A 23149-nucleotide genomic window follows, 5' to 3' on the forward strand; every position below is an offset into this window, starting at 1 on the left:
GGAAGTTGCGGGTTCGAGCCCCGTCTCTCGCGAGCTTCAACCAAGGAGTGAACAATGGCTCATACCATACGTTTCACAAAGTTTAGTTTCCCCATATATTTCTCAAAGACTCTCAGTTGGTTTATTATAGGTGGTTTTTTAGCCGCTTGTGGTGTCCATATGGTTCTTGCTCCTAACGATCTGATTGATGGTGGCATTGTTGGTCTATCCATGATAGCGGCTCATGCTTTTGGAAAACAGTTTCTGCCGCTTTTTTTAGTGTTGTTTAATTTGCCTTTCATCATTCTTGCTTACAAGCGCATCGGCAAGTACTTCGTTGTGGAGATGATAACTGCAGTTATTATATTCTCTTGTTGGTTATGGCTTATAGAGGTCTTACCCGAATGGTTAGGGATGCAACCGTTTATTTTTGATGGGTCAGAAATTGAAACGATTGTACTTGGTGGAGTTGTTTTGGGTGCTGGAGGCGGATTGATAATTCGTCATGGAGGGGCTACTGACGGGACAGAAATTTTGGGAATCATTGTAAATAAGAAGAGAGGGTATACAGTCGGGCAGGTCATCTTGTTCGTAAACTTTTTTATCTTTTCCCTTGGCGGTATCGTTTACCACAATTGGCACACAGCTTTTATGTCCTTGTTGACTTATGCGGTAGCTATTAAGGTTATGGATATGGTTATTTTAGGCTTTGAAGACACCAAATCTGTAACGATTATTACTTCTTCTCCTAGAAAATTAGGAAATATTCTAATGGAAACCTTGGGAGTTGGATTAACTTATCTTCATGCAGAAGGGGGGTTTTCTGGGGAGCCTCGTAATCTTCTCTATATTGTTGTTGAGCGCTTGCAGCTTTCTCAACTTAAAGAAATTGTCCACAGAGAAGATCCTAGTGCCTTTATCGCTATTGAAAATTTACATGAAGTCATTAACGAAAAAAGAACCTCTCATTAGCTAGGGTTCTCCCATCTTTTTATAAGGGGACTATCTAGTTGTAAAATGGCTAGAATTTTTCCTACAATATCGTTGGCTATATCTTGAGCGGTTTGAGGTTTAAAATACCAAATAGGCATAGGAGGAAGTATAACAGCTCCATTTTGTGCTAATTTCAGCAGATTTTCTAAATGTATTGCGGATAAAGGGGCCTCTCTTGGTACAAGAATAAGAGGTCTTCTCTCTTTTAGAGCAACATCGGCCACTCTTCTGAGAAGATTATCTGCTAGGCCACAGGAGATTGCTGCGATAGTGGCAACGCTACAAGGAATGATGATGGTTGCATCAACAGAACTTGAACCTGATGATAAAGAACTTTCGATAGATGAAATGTGATGGAGATGAATATTTTCATAAAGCCGTTGTGGAATCGTATCTAGAAAGGAAGTTGCCTCTAATTCATAATATAAGGTTTTTTTTGCAGAAGGCGATATAACTACTTCAACACGGTGTCCTAATTCAGCAAGTTCTGAGACTAGTGTTACAGCTAATATAATACCAGATGCTCCCGAAATGCCTACAACATAGCGTTTCATGAACTTCCTCCTAGTAAAAATAATCCAACCATATTAACAAGAAACGCGATACCTAAGGAAAAATTTTCAAAAAAGAAGTTTTCTTGAAGAGTCTGTTGAGAGTTCAAGTTGATTGCAGAATAGTACTTAAGTGTACGAAAAATGCTCACCAGGGGCAAAAGAGAGCATAGATAAAAGATCGGTCTATTGGGAACAAAAAAACCTAAAAATAAGTAAGTGATTGCACTGGCGATTAAATTTGCAGAAGCAATTTTGATAGATTGTTTTGCTCCAAATCGTGCAGGGATACTAAAAAGACCTTCTTTTTGATCAAATTCTATATCTTGAATAGCATAAATAATGTCATTTGCAGCAATAATCATTCCGAAAGAAATGCCTAATAATGAAGCTATACCGAATAGAAAGAAAGAGGGAGCCCCAACGATAGCAAAAAAATTCATAAGTATTGCTAGATAGTATACGAATCCTAAAACCCAATGACAAAGAAAGGTAAAACGTTTCGTATATGGATAAATAATCATTACGAGAGTAGTTAGAATGGAGAAGAGAAAACACAAGAAATTGAATAACCAACAAAGGCTTAGAAATAGGACTAAACAGAAAATCAGGAGATGAATTGAAAATTTGATAGAAAGAAGTTTTGCTGGAAGCACGCGCAATTGTGTACGTGGATTGCGTTCGTCTATTGTACAATCAATAATCTGATTCACAATCATTCCTAGAGCTCGAGCAACAAAAAATGCACAGCCCCCCAAAATTAGTGTATTTAAAGAAGTCAAGGAAAAGAACGGGAATGGAGTATCCGGTAAAGAAAAGCAAAATAATGTAGAAGAAGCGAGAAAAAGCAATGCAAACAAAGCATACTTACATTTGATAAGCTGCGCAATCAATGTAATTCTGGACATGGTCTTCTTCTAATTTTTTAAGGTTACGAGTGCAATAGACAAAAACGATTTTATTGTAGATGAAAGGGGGTTTTCTGAAAAAAGTACGCTGAAATTCTTAAATTCAACGTACGTACGCGTTAAGCTAAATCCTCTTCTAAGCTCAAAGAAGACTCCCATGATACAGATTCTTCGAAAGACTTTTTAAGGAAAGAGAGTTCTTCTTCAGAAAGAGTTGCTAAAGGAGTGTTTTTTGAAATTAACGGGGCAGCGCTAATATAGTTATTCGCTAAAGCAAAATATTCTTCAGAAAGATCTCCCGACACCTTATCTCGCATATCATAAAGAGTATAGTAGCGACGATTTCCTTCAGTACGAACTAATCTTGGAATCCCAAATAAAAACTCATCCCCAGATAGAGTAAAGCGGATACCTTTCCAAGGCAAGTTATCAATGCTTGCAGGGAAATTTACATTAAATCCCAGAGGATCGGGATGTTTATGAAAAACAGTGAATTCGCACAGGGAACGAATTAAAGAGGCCATCTGAGCTTCTTGGAAAAAAGAAATGTTTTCACATTGTGAAAAGGCTATTGCGGGGATCCCATGAAGATTTGCCTCTCTTATAGCTCCTACTGTTGCCGAGTAGTAAAGGCACCTGCCAGAGTTTTTCCCATTATTGATACCAGACAGGATCAGATCTGGTAAATTGTCTTTGAAAAGCTCTCCAATAGCTAATTTCACACAATCAACAGGAGTCCCTATAACAACCCAAGCTTCTTGGACTTCTTGAGGATAATCGAAAGGTTCTAGGGCTGTCGGCTCTATTAGCGAAAAAGCCATACTTCGTCCGGACTGCTCCTCTAGAGGAGCTACGACATAGAGATCGGCAAAATTAGCTTCTTTAAGCAAAGAGACAAGCAAGCTAATGCCTCTGGCTCTAATGCCGTCATCGTTAGTGATAACAATTTTGAGTCTTTGTGTTTCTGCCATAAGCCCTCTTGATAATTTTCTTTTCGCATAAAAACTTGCGAAAAAAGATGTCGGATAATAGATTCTTTTAGAATAAAAAGGAAAATAAACCAAGATAGTAGATAAAATTTTTATTTAAAACAGTTAGATCTATGATAAAATTGGGTCGTATTTTTCTACTTTATTCGCCTTGACAAGCCCCGTTTCTTGTACAGCTAAAGCAATATTATGTCTTGCTTGAGGAAAAATAGTTTCTAAAGTTTTTAGAGCTTCTTCTGTTTTTGTCCGTAAAGAGACGACCGGGCAACGACAAGTAATGCGCGCGAAACCACTTTCTTTAGCAAACTTACGGATTAATTCTTCTGGAATAAAAATAAGAGGGCGGAGGATTGTGATCCCAAAGTTAACCATATCCACTACAGGAAGCATGCCTGCAAATTCTGCTTTATGAAGTAGATTCATGAGTGTGGTTTGAACAACATCATCTCGATGATGTCCAAAAGCGACAGCTGTTGCTCCTAATGTTTTAGCTGTATCAAAGAGAAGTCGACGTCTGATACGAGAGCAGGTATAACATTCAGGATTTTCCGTTTCATAAGAAGAAGGAATAGAAACAAGCGGCACTTGGATTTTGTCACAAATAGAGGAGAGATAGTTACCGCTAACGGCTGCGCCACACGAATATTTTCCTCCGATATGTATCGCGCGAATAGTTAACTCGGGGAATCCTCTACCAGAAATAGCTTTTAACATAAGTAGCAGAGACAAGCTGTCTTTGCCTCCACTTAAAGCAACAGCAATATGTGTGTGCTTTTGAAGCATAGCATGAGTGTACAATGCTTTGCGAACTAAGCTTTCAACGCGTTTCCCTGATTTTGTCCACGGAGGGCAATATTGTAGTGTAAACATAGAAGGATTTTAAAGATTTGTAGATTAGAAATCTAGGGAAGTTTTAGAAAGAAACGGCCTTCTTTATGAAGACCGTTTTTCATAAAAACAATTATTTAATTAGTTTCTTATGGGAATAGTACATTCCGAAGGGAATGCAACAATTAATGGCAAAGGCTAATAGCAGGAGTGCTGTATAACCAAAATTTCTTCCCATAGTTGAGAAAGAAACTACTGTCTGAGGGGGAAGGAAGCTGATTCCTAAAGCAAACAGACAAGAGCAAATCCCCAAAGCTGATAGAATACATATCCCAACAAATCTACCTGGAACAGAGTAGAGTCGTTGTGCTTTTGGCTCTTTTATTCGAAGAACGGGCCCGGCTATGAATAAACAAATATACATAACCAGATACATTTGTACGCTGAGCGCGCTTAAAATCCAGTAAGCTAGGTCCGCAGAATCTACATAAACGAATACAAATGTAAATAAAGTGACCACAACTGCTTGGAAGAGCATAAGACTAGTAGGGACATCTTTAGAATTTGTTTTTTTGAAAATTTTGGGTAAACAATCATTTTGAGTAGAAATGAATAATCCTTTTGTCCCAGCAAACATCCAAGCATTCAACTCTCCCAAAGATCCTGCAATCGTCATTGCGACAATAATACCTGTCATCCAAGAAAGGTTGTATTTTTCAAAAAAAAGAGAAAACGCTCTAATGAGCCCAGAAACTAAACTGATTTCTTCTTTAGGAATGACGATAGCAATGGCTAACGATCCCAGTACTAAAATAGCTAAAGTCGATACGGCGCCAATGAATACAGCTTTAGGATAGTTTTTTTTGGGATCAACCATGTCTGACGCTAAGTTAGCATTTGCTTCTAAACCGCATAATGCTAAGAGCATTCCGGATAAAAGAACAAAAGAAGATGAGGTAGAGAAATCTGGAAGTAGTTCGCTCCAGGAAAAAGTGATAGCAATAGGGTTCCCGCCTTGAATCCAGTAAACTGCAAAAGCGACTAAAATAGCTCCAGGAATTAAGGTCCCTACAATTACACAAATAGAGCTGAACAGTGCGGATGTGCCAATTCCTAGGAAATTAAAGAAAGTAAGACCCCAGAAACCTAGAAGGATAACCGATGTTAGATACAACCGGTTATTAGCAAGATCCGGGTTGATTTGGTAAACTAAAGTACTAGCGATAAATGCCAACATAGCTGGATACCAAGTCATATTATGAAACCATTGCATCCATATGGCGAAGAATCCCCAGCGTTTTCCTAAAGCATCACGAGTCCATACATAGATGCCTTCAGGTTTGAAAGAAGCTAATTCTGCAGCAATAAGTGCATAAGGAATCATAAAGCAGGCTACAGCCAAAGCATAAAAGAAGAGGGTGGATAAACCATGCTTTGCTGTTAAAGGAAGGTTTCTTAAACTAATAACGACAGCAAGGGATAACATCCCTACAGTAAAAGTCCCTAATGGGGTTGAAGATTTGCGATGATGCATGAATACCTCTAAATTATGACACGGAGATGGTCGGATCTAAGTAAATATCTTGAATTAAATTGAGTAACCTGACGCCTTCAGAGAAGGGTCTCTGGAAGGCTTTTCTTCCTAAAATCAGGCCCATGCCACCAGCTCGTTTATTAATTACTGCTGTTTTCGCTGCTTCAGCAAAATCATTATCCCCAGAAGGGCCTCCGGAATTAATCAAACCAATTTTCCCACAGTAACTATTAAGTACCTGGTAGCGGCATAAGTCTATAGGATGAGTTGATGAAAGCTCCGAATAAACAAGATCGTTTGTTTTGCTGAAATTTATTGTTTTAAAACCCTCTTGCAGCGTTGGAAGCTTTTGTTTAACAATATCAGCTCCTAAAGTTGCTCCAAGATGATCTGCCTGCCCTGTTAAATCTGCGGCAGTATGATAATCGACACCGTTAATGACAAAGTGTGGATTACGCAAATAACACCATAAAACGGTAGCTAAGCCCAGTTCTCTTGCTTTTGAAAAAATCTTCGAAACAGCAACAATTTCTTCTGCTGAAGATTCTGATCCAAAGTAAATGGTCGCACCAACAGCTACAGCTCCCATATTGTAAGCATCTTCAACTTGGCTGAAAAAAATCTGGTGATATGTCGTCGGATAAGACAGAAGCTCATTGTGGTTTAGTTTAAGTAAAAAAGGAATTTTATGAGCATATTTCCTAGCTAAAATACTTAAAGTTCCATAGGAAGAAGCTACCGCAGAGCAACCGGCTTCCATAGCAAGATGTACAATGTTTTCTGGATCAAAATACATAGGGTTTTTAGCAAAAGAAGCTCCCGCAGTATGTTCCACGCCTTGATCAACCGGAAGAATGGAGAGGTATCCTGTTCCTCCTAAACGGCCGTGGTCAAACATTTGTTGAAGAGAGCGGAGCACCCGGTTATTTCTATCCGATTCTGCAAAAACGCGTGATACAAAGTCGCCTGAAGGAAGTGTTAAACTTTCTTTTTTTATAACACATTGATGATTAAGGAGATAATCGGCGTCTTTGCCAAGAAGATCAAAAAGTATTGTCATGCGAGCGCTCCTGTTTTAAGTGTGAAACCCCAAAGGCGCAACATGCTCTCCATAAGGGCCTATGCAACACAGCAGATTGTCTATGAATTTTTCTTAGCATGCAAACTTTATTTCATTAAGAGTAACTCTTGATACAGGTTTTTTCAGAAGTTTTATTAAGATCTTTGCGAAAATTAAAATAGACTATTTAGTGTTTTTTTCTTTCTAAGATGTGTTGTGTTAAAATGATTTTCACACTTAATGGGTATTAAAATTAAGAAAAAAACATTCTTATGCAAGTAGACTTCTTTTCAAATTCCTCAAATTTTTCTCGAGATGCTAATCGAGTTTTAGAATCTAAGTGTGACCAAGCTATTGTTCGTTCTAGACAAAGCCAAGTAATCGGGATTGTTTCTGCTATTGTTGCTGCCACACTCTTGCTTCTCCTTGTGATAATGTTTTCTGTACCCGTATTCCCGGTTGCTGCCACAATTGTTGTGGGAGTTTTATTTGCTTTATCGCTAGTTGCGTTAACTGCTTCTTTTTTAGTATACATAGCAAACGCACAACTTGTGGCTATGCGTGTTAAGCTCTTAAGTAGTGAGTTACAAGATCATTTTTCAGAATCATCTATTTGGGGGACTTTTCGTAAAAGCCGGGATAGTGTTGTTTCTGCAGTTTTTGACAAAAAAGGTGATAGTTTTCTTCCAAACAGAATTGGAATTAAAGGCTTTGCAATGCAAGACCCTCGGAAGAATATTATGGTTGATCATCGAAAATATAAGCAGCATTTTGAAAAAGTAAGAAAGGAGTTTGCCTTAGTTTGTGAGGGAATTAGTGATCTAATTCCTACCACAAAGAATGCGCCTTTCCCAATAGAAGCCTCCCATATAGCAGGAGTTTTTTTAGTTTCATTTTCACCAGATAAAAATCCCATTCTAAAAATTACGCGTCATGCAGAGAAAATGTTGCAATCTCAACAGGGATTTTCTAACGGTATGATTTGGTTATGCGGGGCTCTTTCCGATCCTGAGGAAATAGCAGCTCCCTTCCTATCTCTTCTTGAAAAGACTCAGAAAGGGATTCTTGTGAACGATGACTTGGAAAATGATAGTGAGAGAAAGTTGGCTTTAGAAAGCGCACTCCTTTCCTTAAACATCTTTTTCTCGGGCTGGTGTTTAGGGAACCCTGAACATAACCACTATTTAGCAAGTTTGGTGGTAGAAAAGTATAAGGATATTGCTGTACAAGAGCGCATCCTCGATCTTTTGGATACAGGTAATGTGATCGGAGCTATTACTTTAGCAAGTGGTTTATCACAGGGCGCTTCTCAGTTTTCTGGTATCCAGGATATTTTACGCGAAGATGATAAGACAAGTAAACAAGGGCAGAAAAATAAGGTATATTGTTTATACGAAGATATAGATCCTCGTCGTTGTTTAGGAGTTCTTCCCAAGCAATTTGATGCGCAATCTTCAGAAAAGAAAGAATCCCCAGATAAACAGTTGAGAAAGTTATTAGAAGATCTTAATGATAAAATTCCTTCGGGAGTTTTGGGAATCATTACGAAAGCTACTTCTGCAAATCTTGAGACTGATTTTGCAGAAATGCTTGGTGTTGTGCAACAATTACAAATTTTGTTTGATTCATATCCTCCTTTATCAGAACAAAATATTTTTCTATGGTTAAGCGCTTCTTTAGCACAGGTTGGACTACAGAAGAAATTGCGAACCTTTTTACCATCTTCAGAGAAAAAATTATTAGAAAAAGTGCTTTCACTATTTTTATTAGGTTTATATGTCAGGGGCATCTTCTCCGTGAAACAAATTGAACAATTGTCCAGTATTTGCGGTACTAAAGATCCAGAAGAGTTTTGTCAGCGAATAAAAGATTTGTCTTTAATGAGAACAGCTTTGCCAACATTGTTTAACTAAGTCATCCGATAAAGGTTTGAAGGAATCCTAAGAAGGTTGTAGGATTGCTGTTTGAAGAAAGGGGGAAACTCCCTTTTTAGATCGCTTGGAGAGGCTTATGTCTAGACAATTAGCACGTTCTTTTTCTGAAGATTTTTCTCCTATAAAACGAAGGTTAGCACTAAAAGCCGTAGCTTTAGTAAAGCCTGGGATGCGTATAGGGTTAGGGAGTGGATCCACAGCTAGAGAATTTATTTTAGCTTTAGGGGAACGTATTCAGCAAGAACGGCTAGCTATTACAGCTGTTGCTTCTTCAAAAGTATCTCATCTCTTAGCTCAACAATTGGGAATCCCTTTGTTGGATCAAGCATTGTCACAAGATTTAGATTTAGTTGTAGACGGGGCAGATGAAGTAGATTCGAGTTTGCGTATGATTAAAGGAGGGGGAGGAGCTCTTTTCCGAGAAAAAATTCTTTTGCAAAATGGGAAGCATAATATTATTTTAGTAGATGAAAGTAAGCTTGTTCCCGTACTAGGAAAGTTCCCTTTGCCTGTTGAAATTTCTTCTTTTGGTTATTCTTCAGTTCAAAAAAAACTTAATCAACTCGGATATTTTGGAAAATGGAGAAAAGATTCTCAAGGGGAGTATTTTATCACAGACAATGGTAACTATATTTATGATGTGAGTTTTCCAGCTTCTTACACTAATCCTGAAGCGGATCTTATCAGATTATTACAAATTCATGGCATTATTGATGTCGGGTTTGTTATAGCAAAGGCCGAGGTGTGGATAGGTTACGCCGATGGTTCTATAGTCCAGAAAAGAAGTATGTAATGAATATTGATCGAGAAATCGTAAGGGATACCTCCCTAGTTTTGGTAAATTTTCACAAATTGGTGAATTTTCATAATTATGCAGGTATCGTTTTAGGAACGGATGAAAAGCAGTTCGCTATTTATGGCCACGTGTCAATGGATGCTTCTTTCAAAAGACTGAGGGATCAGGTAGAAGAGGAACGTTGTTCGCGTCCCTTAACGCATGACATCCTTAACTTTGTTTTGACGGGTTTTGATATATCTGTCGCAAGGGTCGTTATCACGGAATATAGAGATAACGTTTTTTATTCACGATTGTTTTTAGAACAGAAGCGAGAAGATCATTTGTATATAGTAGATATAGATGCTCGTCCTAGTGATAGCATTCCTTTAGCTATTAGGTATCAGGCACCTATTTTATGCGTGAAATCTATTTTTGATGAAACTATCCCATATGAAGATTAGTTTTTATTAGTCAGGTATCATGACAAAACTTCCTTATGCTCTTTTAGAAAAAGGTTCTTTGTTAGTAGCTTCTCCTGAGGTAAATGGAGGAGTTTTTTCAAGAAGTGTAGTTTTAATCTGTGAACACAGTCCAAATGGATCTTTTGGATTGATTCTTAATAAAACTTTGGAGATAGAATCTCCCGAAGAAATTTTCCCTATGGATTACTTTGATGAGTCCAGAGTACGGTTTTGTATGGGAGGCCCTTTGCAGGCGAACCAGATCATGCTATTACATACAGGTTCAGAAAGTACTAATCCTTCTATAGAAATTTGCCCCTCAGTATTTCTTGGAGGAGATTTTTCCTTTATTCAAGAAAAAGAAGAGAGAGCTCATGATGAAAAGGTACTTCTATGCTTTGGGTATAGTGGTTGGCAGGGTGGTCAATTAGAAAAAGAATTTTTAGAGGGATTGTGGTTTTTGGCTCCTGCAAGCCAGGAACTTGTTTTTACTGTACATCCAGAAAACCTGTGGTCTTTTGTTTTACAAAATTTAGGGGGGCGTTTTGCTTCGCTATCAACAGTTCCCGAAAATTTGCTATTAAACTAAAGAAAAAACTTTTTCTAAGCTCTCCATCAAAATTTGTTGGGCATAGCTAAGATTTTCCGTGGAGTGGGCTGTAGATAAGAAGCTAGCTTCAAAAGGAGATGGAGATAGGTATACTCCTTTAGAAAAAGAATATTGGTAAAATTTTTGAAAGAACTCTGTATTACAAAGCTTAACTTCAGCAAAGTTATGAGGCTGTTTTTTACTGAAAAAAAAGGAAAAGAGGCTTCCATATCGGACAAGCGTAACAGGGATTCCTGAAGTTTGGATCATTTTTTCTATGGGAGACAAAAATAACTCCTCAATATCTGCGAGTTGCGTGTAAAAATTTTCTTTTCGACAAAGATTTACAGAAGTTTTTCCTGCAATCATAGCCAAAGGATTACCGGACAATGTTCCGGCTTGAAAAATCTTCCCTTTAGGAGCCAGACAGTCCATAATTGTTGCCGAAGCGCAAACGGCTGATGCAGGTAACCCCCCTCCTAAAATTTTCCCGAAAACAAGAATATCTGGCTTTAACTGGTATAGGGCTGTAGCTCCACCTTTACCTACTCGGAATCCTGTAACGACTTCATCCATAATAGAGAGAGCTCCAACATTCTTACAAGTTTGAATAATGCCTTCTATAAAATTGGAGGAAGGGAGAACTACTCCCATATTTGCACACATAGGCTCAAAGATAACCCCTGCGACTTTGTGACCTATGTTGTTCATAACATCTTGAAAAAAAGAAAGATCGTTAAAGGGAAGAGAAAGTGTAAGGGGCCTAGATAGATCTAAGGACTCTAAAATTTCTTGGTTAACAGGTATCTCTTGTAAAAAAATATCAGCATGTCCGTGATAGCATCCTAAGAATTTAATAATGATTGGACGTTCTGTGATACCTTTCGCAAGGCGAACAGCGGTCATAGTAGCTTCTGATCCTGTTGACATGAAGCGAATTTTATAATTGGTCTTGATATCTAAATAAGAAAAAATCTCTTCAGCAAATAAAATTTCCTGTTCAGAAGTAAGACCATAGGAGCTGCCCTTTTTTAAGCCTTGCTGAATTGCTTCACAGATGCTTGGATGACTATGCCCATGAATGAGAGAACCCCAGGATCCGCAAAAATCAATATATGTTTTACCTTGAGAGTCTGTAAACGAATCGCCTGAAGCGCAAGCGACTACAGGAGGGATAATATTAACGGATTGGCAGGCTCGAACCGGGGAATTAACTCCTCCAGGGAAATACTGACAAGCCTTGAAGAAAAGGTGGGACATAATCATCCTTTAGAAAGCAACAAAGAAAGAGTGTATATTAGGAGCATATTAAAAAAAAGATAACTGGTTAGGAGATGGGAGAGGACTTGATTTCGATCTTAAATATAGTGTATGTTTAGCGATTATTTCTCCCTCAGTGCAAGGTAGTTGTAAAGGGGGCGTACCATAAAAGTAACAACAGGTTAGGTGCTATGCGCTACGATCCCGGTCTCATAGAAGAGAAATGGCAAAGATTTTGGAAAGAAAAACAAACTTTTAAAGCAGAAGAGGATATAACTAAAACTAAGTACTATGTTTTGGATATGTTTCCTTATCCGTCTGGGGCGGGATTGCATGTAGGCCATTTGATCGGTTACACAGCTACCGATATTGTTGCAAGGTATAAACGTGCGCAAGGATTTTCTGTTTTGCATCCTATGGGATGGGATAGTTTTGGGCTTCCTGCAGAGCAATATGCCATCCGTACAGGAACACACCCGCGAGAAACTACCGAAAAGAATATTGCCAATTTTAAACAGCAGTTGACCTCAATGGGTTTCTCCTATGATGAAACTCGAGAGTTTGCTACTTCTGACCCAGAGTACTATAAATGGACCCAAAAACTTTTCTTGATCCTTTATGAAAAAGGATTGGCCTATATGGCTGACATGGCAGTGAATTATTGTCCAGAATTAGGTACTGTTCTGTCTAATGAAGAAGTAGAAAATGGTTTTTCTATCGATGGAGGGTATCCTGTTGAAAGAAGAATGCTTCGCCAGTGGGTATTGCGCATAACAGCTTTTGCTGATCAGCTTTTAGCTGGATTGGATGATTTGGATTGGCCGGAAAGTGTTAAGCAGTTACAAAGAAATTGGATTGGAAGATCTGTAGGAGCTTCTGTAAAATTTGCAACAGAACAGGGGGATGTAGAGGTTTTCACAACAAGACCTGATACGTTAATGGGAGTTTCTTTTTTAGTATTGGCTCCTGAACATCCTTTAGTTGATCTCCTAACTACTGACGAACAAGAAGCATCTATTGCCCAGTATGTTAGAGAAACTCAAAGTAAAAGTGAGCGAGACCGCATTAGTGAATTAAAAACTAAAAGTGGGGTCTTCACTGGATCTTATGCAAGACATCCTGTTACTCAACAACCTATTCCTATTTGGATCGCCGATTATGTGCTGATGGGCTATGGTTCAGGGGCTGTTATGGGAGTTCCTGCTCATGATGAGCGAGATTTGGTATTTGCCCAACAATTTGATCTACCTATTGTTTCTGTTATTCATGAAGATGGTGCATGTATCAACAGCTGTCATGAAGATTTTTGTCTAGATGGGCTTTTTGGAGAAGAAGCTAAACAGTATGTAATTAGTTTTTTAGAGAAGAAAAATCTTGGAGCAGCAAAGATTGCTTATAAATTGCGAGACTGGTTGTTTTCTCGTCAACGTTATTGGGGAGAACCTATTCCCATTATTCATTTTGAAGATGGTTCTTGTCGTCCTTTACGAGATGATGAACTTCCTTTGCTTCCTCCTGAAATCCAAGATTATCGTCCTGAAGGTGTGGGATTAGGGCCTTTAGCTAAAGTAAAAGAGTGGGTGCATCTTTTTGATTCAGAGACACAAAAAGAAGGCAGACGGGAAACACACACCATGCCTCAATGGGCGGGCTCTTGTTGGTACTATTTGCGTTTTTGTGATGCACATAACTCTGCGGCTCCTTGGGCGAAGGAAAAAGAGCAATACTGGATGCCAGTTGATTTATATATTGGTGGAGCTGAGCATGCTGTATTGCATCTCTTATATGCGCGCTTTTGGCATCAAGTTTTTTATGAGGCGGGAATTGTTTCTACACCGGAACCGTTTAAGAAACTAGTTAATCAAGGATTAGTTTTAGCAACTTCTTATCGGATTTCTGGTAAGGGATATATAGCTCCTGAAACAGCTAAAGAAGAAAATGGGTTATGGTTTGCTCCCTCTGGAGAGAAACTTGAGGTGCGTCAAGAAAAAATGTCTAAATCTAAGTTGAATGGGGTTGATCCACAAACTTTGATAGACGAGTTTGGAGCAGATGCTGTTCGGATGTATGCAATGTTTTCTGGACCTTTAGATAAAAATAAACTTTGGTCTAATCAGGGAGTTGCTGGTTGTAGACGGTTTTTAAATCGTTTTTATGAGATAGTCACTTCTTCTCAGGTAAAAGAAGAAGAGTCTTTCGAGGCGTTATCCTTAGCTCACAAACTTGTGAAACAAGTAACAGATGATATTGAGAAATTGTCTTTGAATACGATACCGTCTTCTTTTATGGAGTTTATTAATGAATTTGTGAAACTTCCTGTCTATTCAAAATGTGCTGTAGAAATGGTTGTGCGAGTTTTAGCTCCTATTGCTCCTCATATTAGTGAAGAGTTGTGGGTTTATTTGGGAAATCCTCCAGGCATTGAGCAGGCTGGTTGGCCTAAGGCTTTGCCTGAGTACTTAGAAGGGCATACAGTTACTATAGTAATTCAGGTAAATGGTAAGCTTCGAGCTCGATTAGACGTTGGTAAAAATGCGAATCAAGAAGACGTTCTTATGTTAGCTCGAGAAGCCGTGTCTAAATACTTGGAGGGAAGAGAAATACGGAAGGCTGTTTTTGTTCCTAATCGACTAGTAAACTTTGTTGTATGATAAGACGTTGGTTAATTTCTCGTCTCTACGATGTGTTTTTAATTTGTGCTTTTTGTGTTGCTGCGCCACGTATTTTTTACAAAGTATTTGTTCATGGAAAGTATGTTGGTTCTTGGCAAATGCGTTTTGGAATAAAGAAACCTCAAGTTAAAGGGAAAGGGCCATTAGCTTGGTTTCATGGAGCATCTGTTGGAGAGGTTTCTCTTTTAGTTCCAATTATTAATAAATGGAAAGAAGAGTTCCCCGAATGGCGTTTTGTTATTACAGCATGTTCTGAGTCTGGGGTACACACTGCAAGACGTTTATATGAGCCTTTAGGAGCGACAGTTTTCGTTTTGCCTCTTGATTTAAGCTGTATTATTAAACCTGTCGTAAGGAGTCTTCTTCCTAATATTGTTGTTTTTTCAGAAGGGGATTGCTGGTTACATTTCTTAGCTGAGGCTAAGCGTTTGGGAGCAAAAGCTTTCCTAATTAATGGGAAGCTTTCCCAACATTCTTGCAAACGTTTTGCTTTCTTAAAACGTTTAGGAAGAAACTGTTTTTCACCCTTGGATTTATTTATACTACAGGATGAGTTGTATAAACAACGGTTTATGCAAATAGGCATCTCTTCAAAAAAAATACATGTTACTGGGAATATTAAAATATTCACAGAAAAACCTAGCAGTGTAAATAACAGAAGTTTATGGAGAGAGAGATTAAAATTATCTTCCAATGATCGATTGATCATTCTAGGTTCTGTACACCCTAAAGATGTAGAGGTTTGGTCAAGGATTGCTCAGGACCTTCACAATTTTTCTACAAAGATTTTGTGGGTGCCTAGACATCTTGAAAAGATTAAAGAGCATGCTAAATTATTAGACAAATCCGGAGTTGCATTCGGATTATGGAGTCAAAAAGCATCTTTTCAACAATACAATTCAATAATCATGGATATGCTAGGCATCCTAAAAGATGTTTATGCTGCTGCGGATATAGCTTTCGTAGGAGGAACTTTTGATCCTGCTGTAGGAGGACATAATTTATTAGAACCTCTTCAAAAAGATGTTCTTCTTATGTTTGGGCCACATATTTATTCTCAGTCTACTCTGGCAGAGCTTTTGCGGAAAAAAGAAATCGGGGTTAGTGTGAATAAAGAAACTCTTTTAAATGTTGTTTTAGATCTTCTTCAAGACGAAAAGAAACGTCAAGCATACATTGAAAGGGGAAAAGCGTTCTTGAATGAAGAGAAAAGCTTTAAGCAAACCTGGGAAATATTAAAGAACCAAATTACTTGCATAAAAATCTAAAAACATGATAGTCTTGGGCTTTCTATCGCGGGATAGAGTAGTGGTCATCTCGTTGGGCTCATAACCCAAAGGTCGGAGGTTCGAATCCTTCTCCCGCTATTTTTTTTGTTGGTTTGAGGCGGTATAGCTCAGGTGGTTAGAGCAGCGGAATCATAATCCGCGTGTCGTTGGTTCAAGTCCGACTACCGCTATCTCCCGCTTTCTTTTTACAATTTATCTGCGTTTTCCTCTGATAATTTGTTCTTCTCCCACAGAAGTGTCAAAGGGCGTTGGTCAACGAGAGCCTGTTCTTGGAAATATTGTAAAGGCCCTGGAAACCTATATGAATCTTTCAGTAGGCAAACTTCTCTCTTTATATGTAAATATTGTACTGCAGCAGAATTAGGAGATACAGAATCTGTCTTAATCACCGGAGTTTCTTCATTAAACCGTTTTTCTATATGCATCATTTTGTATAATGGTGTTGCTGCCATTGTCCATTGAGTATATTCTTCAGCCAAATTCCCTATTGTTACCATGTATCCAGTTTTCCCTCTTACTAAAAATAAAGAGGCAGCTATTCCTAAAGCTAAACCATAATTTGAATCAAAATTTGAAGGAAAACTGGCTCGGGATTCATAGCCTAAAAAGTGTGTTACGGGAGAAAATAGCATAGTTGGTTCCAGTCTAGCTATTTCATCGCGAACTAAAGAGACCAAAAGTTCTTCTATCGCAATTTTGGATACATGAATATTGCCATATGAGTCTCGATTAAAAAGCAGCTGATCACGAACATTTTCTGGAAGAGATGAAAAAGTTTGAAGAGCCTTTTGAGATAGATGCTGGTCGAAATTAGAAACTGAGAACAAACCTTTAGCAATTAAAATATTCAGCTCTTGAATTAATTGCTTCATATCCGGAATTTGTTTGATTAAGCCTTCAGGAATAAGAATTGTGCTGTAATTCCTATCGTTACGGAAGCGTTCAACAAGTCCTTTAGCGATACTGTAACTTAGGCTTTGTAAAGATGGGTGCTCAATGGCTACTTCTTCTCCAATTAATGTTATGTTAGGAAAAGTTTGCAGACCACATTCTAAAGTACTGTGAGAAGCTTGTTCTCCCATTAATTTGACGAAATGATGATATTTTCGAGTAGAAAGAATATCTTTTTCTAAATTTCCAATCATTTCTGAGTACGTACGGCATGATGTATGAAAGCCTAAAGGAGTTTCAATCCAAGCATTTTTTAAGACTCCATCTATAGTTTTAGGAACTCCAATTACAGCTGTGGGGCAGTTGTGCTCGATAAAATATTCTGCTAGCATCGCCGCATCCGTATTGGAATTGTCTCCTCCTACAATAAGTAAACCGTGTAATTTCATTTTTTTTACAGTAGCGAGGATGGTGCTTTTTTGTTCCTTAGTTTTGATTTTTTCTTTACTGGATGAGAGCATATCGAACCCTCCAGCATTGTAATAATCATAAATAACGGAGATATCCAAGTCTTTATATAGCCCTCTGATCAGCCCTAAAGGGCCTTTAATAAAACCAAAAAGCTTGGTTTCTTTATTAAAAGCTCGTAAACCTTCGAATAATCCAATTACTACATTATGTCCCCCAGGAGCTTGTCCCCCTGAAAGCAAAACTCCAATACGTAAAGGTATAGAAGGAGAGAACTCTCCTTTTCGGATAATTAGATCTGGAAGAGAGCATAAGTGTGGAATACGCTCTACTAATGAACTTGGAGCAGCATCAGAAGAAGTCGACTCTTGGACATGTAAAGAACACAGACCATCTAATAAAGCGAGTGTTTCTGGACGGTAATGCAGCCGTTGAAGTTCAAAATAACTCTTATTTACAGAGAGTAGCTCCATGATGTGCCTAATAATTGATTTTTTATCCAATTTACAAGATCTCGAAAAGCCTCAGAATCAACGCAAAGATGATGAGTCATTTTAGGGTAGATGCGATAGGAAGCTTCTCCTGAAAACGTTTTTGCAAAAAGAGCCTGGTGACGAGTAGATACAACAGGGTCATTTTCTCCTTGTAAATAAAGAATAGAAGTTTGTTTGGGGATCTTAGAAAGAACTTTTAAGGTATCTAATTCAATAAATTGCGAACAAAACTCTTTCCCAAGAGGGATTCCTTGATAAAAAAAGTTTTCAGACGAGACATTTTGTGGCAAAGACGTCAATTGTGCAACATCTTCTAACCACAAAGATCCCTGAATTGTGGGAGCCCAGATGGCAAGATGTTGGACGATAGGAAAGTGTGGTAGGTTAAGTAGAGCTAAGCTGCCTCCCAAAGAAGAACCAAAAAGAGCAACAGAATCATTAGCAATGGGAAGAGAAAGACCGAATTCTATGATGCGTTGCGAGGCTTGAATATAATCATTAAGAGAAAATTCATGGATAAAACCTTCTGCGTCACCATGACCAGGAAGATCCATACGTAGCACTGCAATACCTGCTTGTATAAGATGATTAGCTAAATAAAGGTGTGAGCGTTTTGTTCCAACTTTGTTAGAGGCTAATCCGTGTAACACAATGACTAAAGGAAAATGTTTATCTTGAGAATTGGGGATATGTAAAACACCTACAGAAGAGACATTATTCAATAAGGTAATCTCAAAAATTTTCTTAGAATGAGGAAAATAGCAGCACTGATTAATCATAATAGAGAATGCGTTCTAGTTGATGTCCAATGGACTATTAATAATCCTGATCAGGGATTTCTAAACAAATGGAGCAGCGTTTTTGCCATTCGTTATGATTTAAAAATAAAATTAAAGGAGGAAAATCATCAGAGTAAGAATCCTCCGGAGAACATATTTGTAAAGGACCGACAAAGCGATAGGAATCTTCTAAAGCCCAAATTTTACGATATAGTGAAAATTTATTAAAAACTGGGCTGGAGATATCTACTAACTGTTTTTTAATCAAAGGGTGAATACTGCCATCTTTATTTGTTTTCGTTGTTAACATGCGCACAATCGGTAACGCTCGTAATCGCCATTTTTCAACAGGATTAGTTAATCCTTCTATTGTGGATAAATATCCGTTACAGCGATTAAAGACGAGAATCCCAGCACCATACCCTAAATTATAGCTGTATATGTTATCAAAACGAGTGGGGGTTCCTGAGCGTCCTTCATAGCCTAAAAAATGAGAAATAGCATTGAAGGGAACGTGCTTGAAATGTGCTTCTAAATATTGCTGAACAAGATGAATAAGAAGTTTATCGACACTGATTTTAGATACATAGACATTTCCATGCGCATCTCGGTGATACAACAACTGTTGGCGTATATCTTCAGGGAATTTACTTAAAAGTTGTTGAGATGATGGAGATAATGCCTGGTAAAGATCTTCTTGCTCGGGAATGGATTCAATTTCTTTAACCAAAGCTTGTATTTCTGGAATGAACTCAATAATTCCTTCTGGAATTAGAACTACTCCATGATATTTCCCCATAGCTGCTCGGTCTGCTATAGTTTCGCAGATGTTGTGTATGAGTTCTGTAAGAGAAGTTCCTTTTTCTGCGATCTCTTCACTGATAAGGGCAATGTTCGGGTGAGTTTGTAATGCGCATTCTAGTGTAATATGTGAAGAAGAACGTCCCATCAGTTTGATAAAATGGTAATGTCCTTTGCAAGACAAAGCATCTCTAGAAATATTGCTGATAATGGATGAATAAAACTTGGTTGCGGTATCAAAGCCGAAAGTTAAGTCTAAGAATAAGTGTTGTAAGTCTCCATCTATAGTTTTAGGGACGCCAATTAGAACCGTTTTTGCTTGATTTTGAGCAAAATATTCTGCAAGAATTGCTGTGGCTGTGTTGGATCCATCCCCTCCAATAATGACGAGTCCATCCAAATCTAGTTGGTTTGCTGTTTGCAAACAACGAGCTTTATTCTCCTCAGTAATAATATTTGTTCGACCGGTTCCTATACAGTTGAAGCCTCCAGAGTTGCGAAACTCTTTCATGAATTCTTCTGTAATTTCTACCGTATTATTATTGAGTAAACCTTGACCATCACCAACGAATCCCAGAAGCCGACTTTCGGGATGTAATTTTTTGATACTATGAAGTAGGCCCAAAATTACGTTATGTCCTCCAGGAGCAGGACCTCCAGAGAGCATAACGCCGACTTTAAGAGGAGTAACGTCTACAGAAAGATCCGATTTAGGAGAAAATTTGCGATAAGGAGACGCATAGGTATACGGAAATAGCTCTGCCACAGTCTCGATATGCTCATTAAGAAGAGTGCTAAATCTCGTATCTTCCGTTAAAAGGAGGGCAGGGGCTTTTTGAAGTTCCCTGCATAAAGGAGGGGTCTTTTGACAAAGAGAAGAATGTTTTCCTGGCGACATAAGCTCTCTCTCAAACGATTTAGTGGATTAATCCTAAACAATACCACCACCAACTTCCTAACCCTAACCAAATAATCAAGTTGACTATGCTAAGAATAAAACCAGAACGCCACCATTCTTGTACGGAAACTAATTGTGATCCAAAGTACAAGGGAGCTGGCCCTGATCCGTAGTGTGTGAGTCCTCCGAATAAATTACTAGCAAAAGCTAAAGATAATGCTGCAAACATAGGATTGACTCCCAAAGAGATTGAAACTGTAAGGAAAATGGGATACATAGCGGCAATGTGAGCTGTATTACTCGCGAACAGATAGTGTGAGTAAAAGTAGATCAAAAATAGTATCGGGAAGCCAATTTTCCAAGACAACCCTTTAACAACTGCAATAACCGAATCTCCTACGAAATGAATAAAACCAAAAGAACTTAAGAACGAAGCCATCATAATTAAAGCTCCGAACCAGATAAAGGTTTCCCAGGCAGTTGTATTGGAAAGGACGTCATTCTGCCAATCTAAAATATTCATTAAAATTAATAACGATAACCCTACAAGAGCTGTTGTAGTTGCAGAAATTCCTATAGAATCTCCGAGAGTCCATAAAGTTATCAAAAGCAAGAAAATAAATAGAATACACCGCTCTCCTTGTTTTAAGGGCCCCATTTCTTTTAAGCGGATTTTTGCAGTTTCAACAGCTTCTTTACTGCAAGTAATTTGTGGAGGGAACAGTTTAAAAAGTACAAAAGGCATACAAGTTAAGCTAATGATCCCGGGGAAAATAGCAGCTTTAGCCCAAATAGCCCATGTTAAAGAGATTCCGGAATGTCCTGCCAGGGCGGAAACAATAGGATTCCCAGCCATAGCCGTTAAAAACATCGCACTAGTGATTACAGAACTTTGATAAGCTACTTTAACCAAAAAAGAGCCGAGAAGTTTTTCTGTGCCTTTCTCTACAGAACTTCCAAACGATTCAGATAGGCTCATGACCACAGGGAAAAGGATACCCCCGGCTCGAGCCGTTAAACTTGGAATAGCAGGAGCCAGCATAAAATCTGTAAGAACAAGTCCATAGCTAAGCCCTAAAGGGCTTTTTCCTAACATTTTTACAAAAAAATAGGCTATACGCTCACCAAGCCCTGTTTTGATCACTCCTTTTGCTATAGAAAAAGAGAGGAAAACTAGCCAAGCGATTGGACTATGGAAACCAGATAGGGCCTGATCTAAAGTTAGAGTTTTAGTAACAAGTAATAAGGAAATCCCCATAATAACAACAGCTCCCATAGGAGCTGGCTGTAGGATAATTCCAAGAATGGTCGTAGTAAATATCGCGAATAAATGCCATGCTCTGGTGTCTATAACATCAGAATGCGGACAGAACCAAATCCCCAAAAGGGTAAACGTCAAAAATACAAGCGATAAGAAGCGTTTTTGTTTGTTCATAGCTCCCTATAATTTATTTGAGTAATGACCTATGACTCAAAAGGAAATCTTTCTAACCATTTCTCCATTTCCTCCAAGGTATCATCAATAAGATCTGTTGAGGAGAAAACTTCCTGTAAACAAGAGTCAATAGATTCTTCGTGGATAATCGTTTCCACATCTTCCATACTGATGAAAGATGTGTCTATTAAACCAGCAGAAAAGGCTCTGCTGATGGGATAAAAAAGCTCTTTAGGGTAAAGAGCACAAATAGACGCCACCAGGCTATCCCAAGCAAAAGAGGGCCGTTTTTCTAATCGATAATTGAGTAATTCTCCAAAATAGCGAATAGCTGCTTCTCTAGAAAATTTTCTAATTCCAACAAGAGAGACTAAACTAGAAATAGCTGCCGCTTGCACGTAAGGATTTACGCGAGGAGTTTCAATGAGCTCTTTGATAAGAGAAACATCATCACAAACACTAGCTAAGATGCGGGAGAGATCTTCTGTAAGTACGTCTCCAGCAATTGCATGAGGGATATCTTGTTCGAAAGAGAATAACTTAATAATAAGGGGGAGAGCACGAGTTTCGCGAAATTGAGCTAAGAGATACATTGCGTAAAGATGACCTTGGTAACAGTCATCATCAACTATATCTGACACATGATCAATAGCTTCTTGTAGAATTTTGAGCAAATAAGGAGTGATTTGATTATGCTTGACGATCGCAGCTTCTATAGCTTCTCTAGGAAGAACACCATTGTCATAAACAAGGTCTTCCAAAATATGGGAGATTTCCATCGTCAGAAGTACTCCAGTTCTGAGGATTTGTGAATAACCGTTTGTTTCTCGGTCGTAGCATGCCAAAAATCTTCTGTCAATGACTCTCTATGTGCGGAAAATTCGAGTTCTGTATGAAAAATTTCACAAAAACAAACACCGCGAGCAGTAACTTACAAAACCGAGGCGTCTAAGCAGGAAGAAAGAATCTAAACCACATCAGGTTAACATGCAAAAGATAACAGCTCGAGAGCATGCGACGTTATTATAATTTTATGAAAAAAAAAAGCATTAACAAAGAGCACCAAGATAACAGAGGTTATCAAAAAGTAAAAGTAAATGACGGAATAGCATCAAGAAGCTCACGAGTTTTTACATGTTTAGGCGAAGAAAAAATTTCTGATTTAGAAGCAACTTCCACTAAAGATCCACAATCCATAACAGCAATTCTATCAGCTAAAGTATAGGCTGCTGACATATCATGGGTAATAAACAGAAAAGCATTGTTATACTGATTTTTAATTTTTTGAAATAAATTAAGAATTAGGCTCTGATTCATGGTATCCAAAGCTGATAATGGCTCGTCGCAAATAATTAATTCTGGTTTACAGATTAGAGCTTTTGCTATTGCTACACGCTGGCGTTGACCCCCACTTAGTTTATTGGGACGTAGAGATAAGAAAGATTTAGGGAGATTAACTAATTTTAAGACATAATCAATTTCTTCTTGTTGCTGGCTTTTAGAAAATACACCTAAAATGTTTAAAGGTTCTGCGATGATTTCTTGAACTGTCATCATA

General features: G+C 38.2%; 20 protein-coding genes and 2 tRNA genes. 9 read left to right on the forward strand and 13 right to left on the reverse strand.

Annotation, left to right across the window (positions count from 1 at the left end; genetic code table 11):
• The first annotated feature begins 54 nt into the window (after positions 1-54).
• The gene (locus IJ490_RS00795; RefSeq protein ID WP_291891851.1) at positions 55-951 is read left to right on the forward strand and encodes a YitT family protein; all 897 of its coding nucleotides are present in this window, start codon (positions 55-57) and stop codon (positions 949-951) included.
• Here the strand turns inward: IJ490_RS00795 and IJ490_RS00800 are convergent.
• From IJ490_RS00800 to IJ490_RS00825, 6 genes are all read right to left on the reverse strand, one after another.
• A complete protein-coding gene (locus IJ490_RS00800; RefSeq protein WP_291891854.1) occupies positions 948-1526 on the reverse strand; it encodes a UbiX family flavin prenyltransferase in 579 nt (192 codons plus the stop codon). The two genes, IJ490_RS00795 and IJ490_RS00800, sit on opposite strands and share 4 nt — an antisense overlap.
• On the reverse strand, positions 1523-2431 hold the full coding sequence (locus tag IJ490_RS00805) for a UbiA-like polyprenyltransferase (RefSeq protein ID WP_291891858.1): 909 nt from the start codon (positions 2429-2431) through the stop codon (positions 1523-1525). Before IJ490_RS00805 ends, IJ490_RS00800 begins: the two co-directional genes overlap by 4 nt.
• A 119-nt stretch (positions 2432-2550) precedes the next feature.
• Complete coding sequence (surE, locus tag IJ490_RS00810; protein ID WP_291891860.1) at positions 2551-3402, reverse strand: 5'/3'-nucleotidase SurE; 852 nt, start codon at positions 3400-3402, stop codon at positions 2551-2553.
• Between the two features lie 129 nt (positions 3403-3531).
• Entirely contained in the window at positions 3532-4290 is a 759-nt protein-coding gene (locus IJ490_RS00815; RefSeq protein WP_291891862.1) for a tRNA 2-thiocytidine biosynthesis TtcA family protein, read from the reverse strand.
• Between the two features lie 91 nt (positions 4291-4381).
• Positions 4382-5782 (reverse strand): amino acid permease, encoded by a 1401-nt coding sequence (locus IJ490_RS00820; protein ID WP_291891866.1) that lies wholly within the window; start codon positions 5780-5782, stop codon positions 4382-4384.
• Between the two features lie 13 nt (positions 5783-5795).
• On the reverse strand, positions 5796-6842 hold the full coding sequence (locus IJ490_RS00825; protein WP_291891869.1) for a class I fructose-bisphosphate aldolase: 1047 nt from the start codon (positions 6840-6842) through the stop codon (positions 5796-5798).
• Between the two features lie 272 nt (positions 6843-7114).
• On the opposite strand from IJ490_RS00825, the gene IJ490_RS00830 reads away from it, so the two are divergent.
• The 4 genes from IJ490_RS00830 to IJ490_RS00845 all read left to right on the forward strand — a co-directional run bounded on the left by IJ490_RS00830 (position 7115) and on the right by IJ490_RS00845 (position 10604).
• Positions 7115-8755 (forward strand): hypothetical protein, encoded by a 1641-nt coding sequence (locus IJ490_RS00830; protein ID WP_291891871.1) that lies wholly within the window; start codon positions 7115-7117, stop codon positions 8753-8755.
• A 97-nt stretch (positions 8756-8852) separates the two neighbouring features.
• The gene (gene rpiA, locus IJ490_RS00835; RefSeq protein WP_291891874.1) at positions 8853-9569 is read left to right on the forward strand and encodes a ribose-5-phosphate isomerase RpiA; all 717 of its coding nucleotides are present in this window, start codon (positions 8853-8855) and stop codon (positions 9567-9569) included.
• On the forward strand, positions 9569-10015 hold the full coding sequence (locus IJ490_RS00840; RefSeq protein WP_291891877.1) for a bifunctional nuclease family protein: 447 nt from the start codon (positions 9569-9571) through the stop codon (positions 10013-10015). The genes rpiA and IJ490_RS00840 overlap by 1 nt, the downstream gene beginning before the upstream one ends.
• A 19-nt stretch (positions 10016-10034) precedes the next feature.
• Complete coding sequence (locus tag IJ490_RS00845; protein WP_291891880.1) at positions 10035-10604, forward strand: YqgE/AlgH family protein; 570 nt, start codon at positions 10035-10037, stop codon at positions 10602-10604.
• On the opposite strand, the gene hemL is transcribed toward IJ490_RS00845, so the two are convergent.
• Positions 10596-11864 carry a glutamate-1-semialdehyde 2,1-aminomutase gene (gene hemL, locus IJ490_RS00850; RefSeq protein WP_291891883.1) on the reverse strand — a complete coding sequence of 423 codons (1269 nt, stop codon included), beginning with the start codon at positions 11862-11864 and terminating at the stop codon, positions 10596-10598. The genes IJ490_RS00845 and hemL overlap by 9 nt on opposite strands.
• Positions 11865-12055: 191 nt before the next feature.
• On the opposite strand from hemL, the gene leuS reads away from it, so the two are divergent.
• The 4 genes from leuS (at position 12056) to IJ490_RS00870 (ending at position 15995) form a co-directional block, all read left to right on the forward strand.
• Positions 12056-14515, forward strand: coding sequence for a leucine--tRNA ligase (gene leuS, locus IJ490_RS00855; protein ID WP_291891886.1), 2460 nt, complete (start codon positions 12056-12058; stop codon positions 14513-14515).
• Positions 14512-15804: a lipid IV(A) 3-deoxy-D-manno-octulosonic acid transferase gene (waaA, locus tag IJ490_RS00860; RefSeq protein ID WP_291891888.1), complete on the forward strand. Its 1293-nt coding sequence runs from the start codon at positions 14512-14514 to the stop codon at positions 15802-15804. The genes leuS and waaA overlap by 4 nt, the downstream gene beginning before the upstream one ends.
• 26 nt (positions 15805-15830) lie before the next feature.
• Positions 15831-15903, forward strand: a tRNA-Met gene (locus tag IJ490_RS00865).
• An 18-nt stretch (positions 15904-15921) separates the two neighbouring features.
• Positions 15922-15995: transfer RNA gene (locus tag IJ490_RS00870), tRNA-Met, on the forward strand.
• A gap of 15 nt (positions 15996-16010) precedes the next feature.
• Here IJ490_RS00870 and IJ490_RS00875 read toward each other — a convergent pair.
• The 6 genes from IJ490_RS00875 to IJ490_RS00900 form a co-directional block, all read right to left on the reverse strand.
• Positions 16011-17657, reverse strand: a complete 1647-nt coding sequence (locus IJ490_RS00875) for a diphosphate--fructose-6-phosphate 1-phosphotransferase (RefSeq protein WP_291891891.1) — start codon at positions 17655-17657, stop codon at positions 16011-16013.
• Positions 17639-18457, reverse strand: coding sequence for an alpha/beta hydrolase (locus IJ490_RS00880; protein WP_291891894.1), 819 nt, complete (start codon positions 18455-18457; stop codon positions 17639-17641). Before IJ490_RS00880 ends, IJ490_RS00875 begins: the two co-directional genes overlap by 19 nt.
• 37 nt (positions 18458-18494) lie before the next feature.
• Positions 18495-20156, reverse strand: coding sequence for a diphosphate--fructose-6-phosphate 1-phosphotransferase (locus IJ490_RS00885; RefSeq protein WP_291891898.1), 1662 nt, complete (start codon positions 20154-20156; stop codon positions 18495-18497).
• Between the two features lie 19 nt (positions 20157-20175).
• Entirely contained in the window at positions 20176-21591 is a 1416-nt protein-coding gene (locus IJ490_RS00890) for an anion permease (RefSeq protein ID WP_291891901.1), read from the reverse strand.
• A 29-nt stretch (positions 21592-21620) separates the two neighbouring features.
• Positions 21621-22376 carry a DUF1186 domain-containing protein gene (locus IJ490_RS00895; RefSeq protein WP_291891907.1) on the reverse strand — a complete coding sequence of 252 codons (756 nt, stop codon included), beginning with the start codon at positions 22374-22376 and terminating at the stop codon, positions 21621-21623.
• Between the two features lie 295 nt (positions 22377-22671).
• Positions 22672-23149: ATP-binding cassette domain-containing protein (locus IJ490_RS00900; protein ID WP_291891904.1), on the reverse strand; the 478-nt coding region annotated here is incomplete at its 5' end.

The organism is Chlamydia sp., from assembly GCF_017472245.1.
In the GTDB taxonomy this organism is placed as follows: Bacteria; Chlamydiota; Chlamydiia; order Chlamydiales; family Chlamydiaceae; genus Chlamydia.